This is a genomic window from Streptomyces sp. NPDC056361, from assembly GCF_042262805.1.
GTDB lineage: Bacteria > Actinomycetota > Actinomycetes > Streptomycetales > Streptomycetaceae > Streptomyces.
Window position 1 is genome coordinate 1 of sequence record NZ_JBHJQI010000048.1, and the last position, 9,335, is coordinate 9,335.

The window sequence follows — 9,335 nt, forward strand, 5'->3', positions numbered from 1 at the left end:
TTTAATGATCCTGCGCCCCCCGAGATAGTCCCTAATTACCTCGTCGGGAGCGCCAGATGTGTATAAGTGACCGGCTCAGCAGCTCGTAGGAGCTACCAGGTCAGTTCAAGATCAGGCAGTGATCTTGACGACCTGGCCGGCGCCGACGGTCCGGCCACCCTCACGGATGGCGAACTTGAGGCCCTCCTCCATGGCGATGGGCTGGATCAGCTCAACGCTCATGGCGGTGTTGTCGCCCGGCATGACCATCTCGGTGCCCTCGGGGAGGGTCACGACGCCGGTCACGTCCGTGGTACGGAAGTAGAACTGCGGGCGGTAGTTGTTGAAGAACGGGGTGTGACGGCCACCCTCGTCCTTCGACAGGATGTAGGCCTGGGCCTCGAAGTTCGTGTGCGGCGTGACCGAACCCGGCTTGATGATGACCTGGCCGCGCTCGACGTCCTCGCGCTTGATGCCACGGAGGAGCAGACCGACGTTCTCACCGGCCTGGCCCTCGTCGAGCAGCTTGCGGAACATCTCGATGCCGGTGACCGTGGTGGTGGTCTTCTCGGTCTTGATGCCGATGATGTCGACGGTCTCGTTGACCTTGAGGACACCACGCTCGATACGACCGGTGACGACGGTGCCACGACCGGTGATCGTGAAGACGTCCTCGATCGGCATCAGGAACGGCTTGTCGACGTCACGCTCGGGCTGCGGGATGGACTCGTCCACCGCGTGCATGAGGCCGAGGAGCTTCTCGCCCCACTCCTTGTCGCCCTCGAGCGCCTTGAGCGCCGAGACACGGACGACCGGAAGGTCGTCGCCCGGGAACTCGTACTCGGAGAGGAGCTCACGAACCTCGAGCTCGACGAGCTCCAGGATCTCCTCGTCGTCCACCATGTCGGCCTTGTTCAGGGCGACGACGATGTACGGAACGCCGACCTGGCGGGCCAGGAGCACGTGCTCCTTGGTCTGCGGCATCGGGCCGTCGGTGGCGGCGACCACGAGGATGGCGCCGTCCATCTGCGCGGCACCCGTGATCATGTTCTTGATGTAGTCAGCGTGACCGGGGCAGTCGACGTGCGCGTAGTGACGCGACTCCGTCTGGTACTCGACGTGCGCGATCGAGATCGTGATACCGCGCTGGCGCTCCTCGGGAGCCTTGTCGATCTGGTCGAAGGCCGAGGCCTCGTTCAGGTCCGGGTACGCGTCGTGCAGCACCTTGGTAATGGCGGCCGTGAGGGTCGTCTTACCGTGGTCGATGTGACCGATGGTACCGATGTTGACGTGCGGCTTAGTCCGCTCGAACTTTGCCTTCGCCACTTGATCCTCCTGCGGAGTGGTTCTGTACGCCTTGCTTCATCGGCGCCAGGTGATCTTTGCTGGGATGCCATCCGCCGGGGCCCGATTCCCTCGGGTTTCGGGGGCTGAGCCCCGGCGACTGGTGTCAAGCCTAAAGCGTGAACTCGGGAGAGTTACTCGCCCTTGGCCTTCGCGATGATCTCCTCGGCGACGTTCCGCGGAACCTCGGCGTAGGAGTCGAACTGCATCGAGTAGCTTGCGCGACCCGAGGTCTTGCTGCGGAGGTCGCCGACGTAGCCGAACATCTCCGAGAGGGGCACGAGGCCCTTCACGACGCGGGCGCCGCTGCGCTCCTCCATGGCCTGGATCTGGCCACGGCGGGAGTTGATGTCGCCGATGACCTCACCCATGTAGTCCTCGGGCGTGGTGACCTCGACGGACATCATGGGCTCGAGGATGACCGGCGAAGCCTTCCGCGCGGCCTCCTTGAAGGCCTGCGAACCGGCGATCTTGAACGCCAGCTCGGAGGAGTCGACCTCGTGGTAGCCACCGTCGAGAAGGATGACGCGGACGCCAGTCATCTCGTAGCCGGCCAGGATGCCGAACTGCATGGCCTCCTGCGCACCCGCGTCGACCGAAGGGATGTACTCCTTCGGGATGCGGCCACCGGTGACCTTGTTCACGAACTCGTACGAGGCGTCGCCGCCCTCGATGGGCTCGATCGCGATCTGCACCTTGGCGAACTGACCGGTACCACCGGTCTGCTTCTTGTGGGTGTAGTCAAGTCGCTCGACGGCCTTGCGGATCGTCTCGCGGTACGCGACCTGCGGCTTGCCGACGTTCGCCTCGACCTTGAACTCGCGACGCATGCGGTCGACGAGGATGTCGAGGTGAAGCTCGCCCATACCACCGATGATGGTCTGGCCGGTCTCCTCGTCCGAGTGCACCTGGAAGGAGGGGTCCTCCTCCGCGAGACGCTGGATGGCGACACCCAGCTTCTCCTGGTCACCCTTGGACTTGGGCTCGATGGCGACCTGAATGACCGGCGCCGGGAAGTCCATGGACTCCAGGATGACCGGGTTCTTCTCGTCGCACAGCGTCTCACCGGTGGTGGTCTGCTTGAGGCCCATGACGGCGACGATGTCGCCGGCGCCCACCGAGTCGATCTCCTCACGCTTGTTCGCGTGCATGCGGTAGATCTTGCCGATGCGCTCCTTCTTGCCCTTGACGGAGTTCAGCACCGCGGTGCCGGCCTCCAGGCGACCGGAGTAGATCCGGACGAAGGTGAGCTTGCCGAGGTGCGGGTCGCTCGCGATCTTGAACGCGAGGGCCGACAGCGGCTCGTCGTCGGACGGCTTGCGCTTGACGACCTCCTCCGGGTCCTTCACGCCGTGGCCCTCGATGGCCTCGACGTCCAGGGGGGAGGGGAGGTAGCGCACGACCGCGTCGAGCAGGGGCTGGACGCCCTTGTTCTTGAACGCGGTGCCACAGAAGACGGGGGTGACCGTCTTCTCGCCGCCACCCTTGCCGGAGGCAATGGTGATGCGACGGACGGCAGCGTAGAGCTGCTCCTCGGTGGGCTCGACGCCCTCGAGGAAGAGCTCCATGAGCTCCTCGTCGTTCTCGGCGACGGTCTCGACCAGCTTCGCGCGCCACTCTTCGGCGAGCTCGGTGTGCGAGGCCGGGATGTCGACGACGTCGTACATCTCGCCCTTGCTGGCCTCGGCGGACCAGACAAGCGCCTTCATGCGGACCAGGTCGACAACGCCCTGGAAGTCCATCTCGGCACCGATGGGGAGCTGCATGACGATCGGGACGGCGCCGAGGCGCTCCACGATCATGTCGACGCAGCGGAGGAACTCGGCACCCGTACGGTCGAGCTTGTTGACGAAGCAGATGCGCGGCACGCCGTAGCGGTCCGCCTGACGCCAGACAGTCTCGGACTGGGGCTCGACACCGGCCACACCGTCGAACACGGTGACAGCACCGTCGAGCACGCGCAGCGAACGCTCCACCTCGACGGTGAAGTCGACGTGACCCGGCGTGTCGATGATGTTGATCGTGTGATCGACGTTCTCGAGCGGCCAGTGGCAGGTCGTCGCGGCGGACGTGATCGTGATGCCGCGCTCCTGCTCCTGCTCCATCCAGTCCATCGTGGCAGCGCCGTCGTGGACTTCACCGATCTTGTACGAGACACCGGTGTAGAACAGGATCCGCTCGGTGGTGGTCGTCTTGCCCGCGTCGATGTGAGCCATGATGCCGATGTTGCGCACCTTGGCAAGGTCAAGCGAAGTGGTAGCCATATCGGCTCAGTCTTCTCTCGGTCTCGATGTGGGTTGCGACTACCAGCGGTAGTGCGCGAAGGCCTTGTTGGACTCGGCCATCTTGTGCGTGTCCTCGCGCTTCTTGACCGCAGCGCCAAGACCGTTGGAGGCGTCGAGGAGCTCGTTCATGAGGCGCTCGGTCATGGTCTTCTCGCGACGGGCGCGGGAGTAACCGACGAGCCAGCGGAGGGCCAGCGTGGACGCGCGGCCCGGCTTGACCTCGATCGGCACCTGGTAGGTGGCGCCACCGACACGGCGGGACTTGACCTCGAGGGCCGGCTTGACGTTCTCGAGAGCGCGCTTCAGCGTGATGACCGGGTCCTGGCCGGTCTTCTCGCGAAGACCCTCCATGGCGCCGTACACGATGCGCTCGGCGGTGGAACGCTTGCCGTCCAGCAGGATCTTGTTGATCAGCGAGGTGACAAGAGGAGAGCTGTAGACCGGGTCGATGATGACCGGGCGCTTCGGGGCGGGGCCCTTACGAGGCATTCTTACTTCTCCTTCTTGGCGCCGTAGCGGCTGCGAGCCTGCTTACGGTTCTTGACGCCCTGCGTGTCGAGGGAACCGCGGATGATCTTGTAACGAACACCCGGCAGGTCCTTCACACGGCCACCGCGCACGAGCACGATGGAGTGCTCCTGCAGGTTGTGACCCTCACCCGGGATGTAGGCCGTGACCTCGATGCCGGAGGTCAGACGCACACGCGCGACCTTACGGAGCGCCGAGTTCGGCTTCTTCGGGGTGGTCGTGAACACACGCGTGCAGACGCCGCGACGCTGAGGGGAACCCTCGAGTGCGGGCGTCTTGTTCTTCTCGACCTTGTCCTGCCGGCCCTTACGGACCAGCTGCTGGATCGTAGGCACTACTTCTCCGGTTTCTGTGTGCCGTCGGTAAAACTAACCTGGAACATTCACCGACCCACGCGGTCGGGTGTGTCGAATCTCGCGGACCCCCGCACGAGGCGGAGAAGGCGCGGATCACGGTGGCCGATATATGACTCGCCGTGCGGTTGAGGACACGCACACGAGCCCAGGCACACCCCAGGCACAAGGCATGAGCGTACCTATCGCATGGACTCCGGTCAAAACAAATGCCCACACGCGCGGAGTCCCGGCGGCCCCGGGGAGGGCCGCCGGTCGCGGGCGGTGGCGGTCGGTCGCGGTCAGTCGCGAGCGGTGCGCCTCGGCTCGACGGCCGCGGGGGCGTCGGCGCCCTCGGCGTCGGGCTCCAGGAACTGGTTCACGACCTTGACGAAGACGCCCAGGCGCTCGTCGGGCACGCCGAGCCAGCGGGCGAAGTCCTCCATCGTCGGCTGCCAGTCGCTGGGCGGCAGCAGGTCCGCCGCCAGCGGGAGTTCCTCGGGGGACACCCGGCCCGACCGGATCAGCATGTCGCGGACGGACACCCCGAGCAGGGGTGCGATCCGGCGCATGGTCTCCAGGTCCGGCATGCTCTGCCGCTGCAGCAGCCGCGTGACGGCGGCGCGGTGCACTCCGGCCTCGTCCGCGATGCGGGACTTCCCGCCACCGCGGGGGCTGTCGATGTCGTATCCGCGCGCCCGCATCAGGCCTTCGACCCAGCCTGCGAACTCGTCGAGCCCTTGAGTGCTCATGTGTTTACCGCTCCTCGCTCCCCCACCCTCCGGATCCCATACCTTAGCGTGCTTGCGCGCACGGAATTACGTGCTTTCGGGCACGCAATCGTGTCGAATCGGTGAAGGGCGGTTCACGGGGGTGGCGATTTTTGTTGCGCGCTCGCACGCAACGTGTAAGTCTGACTCGCCGCCGCACTCGTCGGCCCCCTGAGCCCCAGGAGCCCCACCGGCCCCATGGAGCCCCGGCGGGCCCCGGACCGTGGAGAAACTCCCTTGTTCCAGCCCGACCCGTCCCCCTGGCAGGCCTCCGCCGCGTGCGCCGGCCTCTCCCCGTCCGTCGTCTTCGCCCGCCGCGCCAAAGAGGCGGCCCCGGCTCTGCGGGCCTGCGCCGACTGCCCCGTGCGCCGCGAGTGCGAGGCCGCGGTGGCCCCGTCCGAGAGCTACTTCGACGGCGTCTGCGCGGGCCGCCTCTGGCGCAACGGCCGCCCCGCGGACACCCAGCGCGTCGCCAAGGCCGTCGCGCTGGTGGGGAGCGGTCGCCGTGGCTGACCCGACCGAGAACGAGAGCACGGGCACCACCGCCGGCGCCCACCGCCCCGACACCTCCGCTCCGACCGGTGCCCACCGCCCCGACACGTCCGCTGCGGCCGGCGCGGGCCGGACCGTCGAGGTCGTCCTGCGCGACATCATGCTCTGGGCCGCCTCCCTCGTACGACAGTTCCCCGAGCTGTCCGAGGAGTTGGCGCCCGGCCGCCGCTCCCCCGCCGGCACCGCGCCCACCGCGCCGCACCCGGGCCGCGACGAGCTGATCCGCGAGGAGCGGCGCGAGGCGCTGCTCCTCGAACAGCGGCACGGGCTCTCCGTCCCCGGGCACGGCGCCGCCCCCATCCGGCTGCACATCTCCGACGCCATCCGGGACATCACCGACGGCGTGGTGGAGCTGGAGGAGGCGGTCTGCGCCCGGCTCACGCTGCCGAGGCCCCGCCGGGCCGGGGTGATCGAGCGGCTGCGCCGGATCGTCGGACTGCTCGACGCCGTCGCCGGGCACCCGGACCTCGCCCGGCACGTCCGCGACGAGATCCGCCGGATGGCCCGCCGCTGCGCCCGCACGCTCGGCGACGCGGAGACGGTCGTACGGGTGACGGGCCGCTGCCCCTGGTGCGACTCCGTGTCGCTGCGGGCGTTCCCCGACCGCCGGGCGGTGCTGTGCGTGAACCCGGCGTGCGTCTGCACGGACGCGGCGTGCGGCTGCCAGGACGACCCCGCGTACCGGCACCTGTGGGCCGAGGACCAGTGGGAAGAGCTGTCGGAGGCCTCGGGGACGCGTACCGAGGAGATCGAAGCGGCGATGGACGACACGAAGGAAACCGGATGCTGAGCTCGCCCGCACTGCCCGTGCTGCCCGCGCTGCCCGCGCTGATCCCCGGGCCGCTCGCCGCCGAGGAGGCGGGCGTCGCGCCCGCCACGATCCGCAAGTGGGTCCAGCTGGGCCATCTGCGGGCGGCGGGCCGGGCCGGCCGGGCCCAGCTCTTCCGCCTGGAGGACGTCTTCGCGGCGGAGCGGCTGGCCCGCCGCCGCCCCCGTACCGCCTGAAGCCCCTCCCCCTGCGAAGCGCCCCGCGTCCCCTCCGGACGCGGGGCGCTTCGTCATGCCGCCAGGAAGGCGCGCAGGGAGCGGACCAGGTCGTCGGCGAACCGTTCGCGCACCGGCTCGGGCACGCGGTCCAGGGAGAGGTACGGGTTGAGGTCCTCCAGCTCGACGAGGAGCAGCTCCCCGCCCGGGGCGCGGCAGGCGTCGACGCGCTGGATGCCGTGGTCGAGGGTGTTCCAGTCGACGAAGCGGCGGGCGAACGCGAGGTCCTCGGCGGTCGGCTCGTACGGTTCGAGGACCCAGCGGCGCTCGGGGTCGGGGGCGTGGAGGGCGTACTGGAAGGCGTCGTCGACGAAGTAGAAGGACACCTCGTACCGGAAGTCCACGCGCGGCTGCACCAGGAGCTCGCCGTAGGCGAGGCCGGCGAGTTCCCCGTACGGCAGGAACCGCAGTCCTATGGAGTCGGCGCCCGCCTTGGGCTTGACCGCGTACAGCTCGGCCTCGGGCAGCAGGTGCAGGTCCTCGGCCCGGTCGACGGTGGGGATGACGGGGTACCCGGCGGCCGTCAGGTCGAGGAGGTACTGCTTGCCGGCCATGTCGCCGCGGCCGTGCAGCGGGTTGTAGACGCGGGTGCCGAGCGCGGTCGCCCGCTCGCGGAAGGCGTCGTACGCCTCCTGGTAGCCGAGGACCGGGCCGCTGTTGCGGACGACCACGGCGTCGAAGCCCTCCATGAGCGCGGCCGCGTCGAGCGGGTGGCACAGCGCCAGGTCGAAGTCGGCCCGCAGCCGGGCGGTCAGCTGGATGTCCTCGTCGCAGTACCGCCGCCCCCTGGCCGGGTAGGCGAGGTCGGTCACGTACAGCAGGCGGGCGCGGTCGGCGGACACGGGCGGCTCCCTCGGTTCGGTGGCGGCCAACTTACCGAGGGGTCCCGGGCCCCGTTTCCCGGGGTCCGGAGCACGGGACCAGCACCGGAGCAGCACGGGACCAGCGCCGGATCGGCACCCCATCCAGAACTAGTTGCGTGCGCGCACGCTCTCTGTCACAGTTGGTGCAGCGGCGGAGCTGCGCCCGCAGGACGGGCAGCAGCCTCCGCCGTTCGCCGTCCGGGAGCGCTGCCGCGCCCCGCCCCCTCCCGCCGGAGCGCCCCGGACGGCACCCCCTCCCGCACCCGTCCGCTCTCCCGAGGAGAACCGTCATGACCACTCCCCCGAGTGCTTTCCCGGACGTCGAGAAGCTGGTCGTCGACGTCCTCAAGGCCGACCCCGCCCTCGCCGGCGCCACCATCGCGGTGAACCCGCCGGCCGGCTTCGACGGCACCCAGAGCGCCGTCCTGGTCAACCGCCGCGGCGGCGCCTGGATCGGCGACGAGCACATCGACAAGCCGCTGATCGAGTTCGAGGTGTACGGGCCGAGCAAGACCGCCGCCCACGTCCTCGCCAACGGCGCCCGGCGGGCGCTGCTCGCCACCATCGGCAAGCAGCTCGGTGCCAACAACCTCGTCCACGACGTCGAGGAGCAGGACGGGCCGCGCTGGCTCCCCGACTACCTCTACCGGGGCGCGAACCGCTACCTCTGCGTCATCCGCCTCTCCCTGACCGTCTTCTGAGCCGCGCGCAGCACTGCTCGCAGCACGACTCGCACCACCCGAGCCACTCCCGAGCCGCCCGACCCCCGAGCCCTCACGGCTCGCTCCCCCACGGGCGCTCACCCACAGACCAGGCCTCGCCGTCCGGCGGGGCCTTTGCCGTACCCGGACCCGACGTCCGGGGCGGCGCAACCCATCCCAACCCAAGGAGAAACCCACCATGGCTGGAAACAACTCTGCCGAGATCCGCGTCGCAGGCAGCGGCAAGCTCTTCGTCGCCGACGCCGGCACCGCCGCCCCGACCGCCTTCGGCGCGGACTCCGCCGCCGACTGGACCGGCGCGGGCTGGAAGGACCTCGGCTTCACCTCCGGCGACGGCGTCACCTTCTCCAAGAAGGACAAGCTGGAGGCCATCGACTCGTGGCAGTCGGTCTCCCCGATCCACTACATCTACTCGAGCCGTGACCTCTCGCTGAAGTTCTCGCTGCTCCAGTTCAACGAGGACACGCTGCCCTTCTTCATGGGCGGCGACGCCGTCAAGTCGGAGCCGGCGCCCGCCGTCGACACCTACCGCTACGAGATCGCCGAGCGCCCGTTCGCCGACGTGCGTGCCCTCGGCCTGGAGTTCACCGACGTCAAGGCCGGCGGCACGACCGCGGTGCGCTACCGCTTCATCATCCCGCGCGGTCAGGTCACCGCCACCGACGACATCAAGATGGCCCGCAAGGCGGCGTCCCAGCTGGGCATCACCTTCAGCGCGATGTCGAAGGGTGACGGCAAGCCGCTGGCGACCTTCCTCATGAAGGACAGCCAGTACTCCGCGACCGTCTGATCCCTCTCCCCCCGGGGGGGGGGGGGGGGGGGGGCCCGCCCCCCCCCCCCCCCCCCCCCCCCCCACCACAAAAAAAAAAAAAAAAAAAAAAAAAAAAAAAACAAAAACAAAAAAAAAAAAAAAAAA

11 protein-coding genes are annotated in these 9,335 nt (G+C 68.6%); 5 read left to right on the forward strand and 6 right to left on the reverse strand.

Annotated elements, in window-relative coordinates:
- Nucleotides 1–111: 111 nt before the first annotated feature.
- From tuf to ACFCY7_RS17690, 5 genes are all read right to left on the reverse strand, one after another.
- Entirely contained in the window at nucleotides 112–1,305 is a 1,194-nt protein-coding gene (gene tuf, locus ACFCY7_RS17670) for an elongation factor Tu (protein WP_033201985.1), read from the reverse strand.
- Between the two features lie 152 nt (nucleotides 1,306–1,457).
- Nucleotides 1,458–3,587, reverse strand: coding sequence for an elongation factor G (fusA, locus tag ACFCY7_RS17675; RefSeq protein WP_367827701.1), 2,130 nt, complete (start codon nucleotides 3,585–3,587; stop codon nucleotides 1,458–1,460).
- 39 nt (nucleotides 3,588–3,626) lie between these two features.
- Nucleotides 3,627–4,097, reverse strand: coding sequence for a 30S ribosomal protein S7 (rpsG, locus tag ACFCY7_RS17680; protein WP_015035567.1), 471 nt, complete (start codon nucleotides 4,095–4,097; stop codon nucleotides 3,627–3,629).
- A 2-nt stretch (nucleotides 4,098–4,099) separates the two neighbouring features.
- The gene (gene rpsL / locus ACFCY7_RS17685) at nucleotides 4,100–4,471 is read right to left on the reverse strand and encodes a 30S ribosomal protein S12 (RefSeq protein ID WP_003948652.1); all 372 of its coding nucleotides are present in this window, start codon (nucleotides 4,469–4,471) and stop codon (nucleotides 4,100–4,102) included.
- A gap of 299 nt (nucleotides 4,472–4,770) precedes the next feature.
- Entirely contained in the window at nucleotides 4,771–5,220 is a 450-nt protein-coding gene (locus ACFCY7_RS17690; protein WP_367827700.1) for a helix-turn-helix domain-containing protein, read from the reverse strand.
- A 255-nt stretch (nucleotides 5,221–5,475) separates the two neighbouring features.
- On the opposite strand from ACFCY7_RS17690, the gene ACFCY7_RS17695 reads away from it, so the two are divergent.
- The 3 genes from ACFCY7_RS17695 to ACFCY7_RS17705 are packed head-to-tail and all read left to right on the forward strand — an operon-like array spanning nucleotide 5,476 to nucleotide 6,795.
- Nucleotides 5,476–5,751: a WhiB family transcriptional regulator gene (locus tag ACFCY7_RS17695; RefSeq protein WP_376485909.1), complete on the forward strand. Its 276-nt coding sequence runs from the start codon at nucleotides 5,476–5,478 to the stop codon at nucleotides 5,749–5,751.
- Nucleotides 5,744–6,580 carry a hypothetical protein gene (locus ACFCY7_RS17700; protein ID WP_376485910.1) on the forward strand — a complete coding sequence of 279 codons (837 nt, stop codon included), beginning with the start codon at nucleotides 5,744–5,746 and terminating at the stop codon, nucleotides 6,578–6,580. The genes ACFCY7_RS17695 and ACFCY7_RS17700 overlap by 8 nt, the downstream gene beginning before the upstream one ends.
- Nucleotides 6,574–6,795 carry a hypothetical protein gene (locus ACFCY7_RS17705; RefSeq protein ID WP_376485912.1) on the forward strand — a complete coding sequence of 74 codons (222 nt, stop codon included), beginning with the start codon at nucleotides 6,574–6,576 and terminating at the stop codon, nucleotides 6,793–6,795. Before ACFCY7_RS17700 ends, ACFCY7_RS17705 begins: the two co-directional genes overlap by 7 nt.
- Nucleotides 6,796–6,848: 53 nt before the next feature.
- On the opposite strand, the gene ACFCY7_RS17710 is transcribed toward ACFCY7_RS17705, so the two are convergent.
- Entirely contained in the window at nucleotides 6,849–7,676 is an 828-nt protein-coding gene (locus tag ACFCY7_RS17710) for a hypothetical protein (protein ID WP_376485913.1), read from the reverse strand.
- Nucleotides 7,677–7,987: 311 nt separating this feature from the next.
- On the opposite strand from ACFCY7_RS17710, the gene ACFCY7_RS17715 reads away from it, so the two are divergent.
- Nucleotides 7,988–8,398 (forward strand): hypothetical protein, encoded by a 411-nt coding sequence (locus ACFCY7_RS17715; RefSeq protein WP_376485916.1) that lies wholly within the window; start codon nucleotides 7,988–7,990, stop codon nucleotides 8,396–8,398.
- 199 nt (nucleotides 8,399–8,597) lie between these two features.
- Entirely contained in the window at nucleotides 8,598–9,209 is a 612-nt protein-coding gene (locus ACFCY7_RS17720; protein WP_376485917.1) for a phage tail protein, read from the forward strand.
- The last annotated feature ends 126 nt before the right edge of the window (nucleotides 9,210–9,335 follow it).